The organism is Candidatus Symbiopectobacterium sp. NZEC135 (assembly GCF_025962695.1).
Genome location: NZ_JAGFPF010001352.1, coordinates 1 through 579, shown reverse-complemented (window position 1 = coordinate 579; position 579 = coordinate 1). Strand labels below are relative to the sequence as shown.

Annotated in this window: 1 pseudogene; it reads left to right on the top strand. The window is 60.4% G+C overall.

Going from position 1 to position 579, the window contains the following annotated elements:
• Window positions 1-579 (top strand): annotated as a pseudogene (locus J5224_RS34220) (NADH-quinone oxidoreductase subunit G); the annotation flags it as partial.

Genomic DNA, 579 nt, shown 5'->3' with positions numbered 1-579 from the left:
GACGTGGCGATGACTGGATTGCCCCCAACGCCGAACAGGCGCTGCAAGGGGCGGCGGATGTGCTGCGTCAATCAAAACGCGTCATCGGCATCGGTTCTCCGCGCGCCAGCGTGGAAAGCAACTTTGCGCTGCGTGAGCTGGTGGGGGCGGAAAGCTTCTACACCGGTATTGCCCACGCTGAGCAGGCGCGTCTACAACTGATCCTCAACGTGTTGCGCGACAGCGGTGTACGTACGCCGATGTTGCGTGATATCGAAAGCTATGACGCCGTGTTGGTGCTGGGTGAAGATTTGACCCAAACCGGCGCGCGCATCGCGCTGGCAGTACGTCAGGCGGTGAAGGGTAAAGCACGTGAAATGGCAGCGGCGCAAAAAGTGGCCGACTGGCAGATTGCGGCCATTCTCAACATCGGCCAGCACGCCAAGCACCCGCTGTTTATGACGTCGGTGGATAAAACCCGTCTGGATGACATTGCGGCCTGGAACTACCGCGCACCGGTGGAGGATCAGGCACGCCTTGGCTTCGCCATCGCCCATGCGCTGGATGAAAATGCCCCGGCAGTCACCGATTTGGATGCCT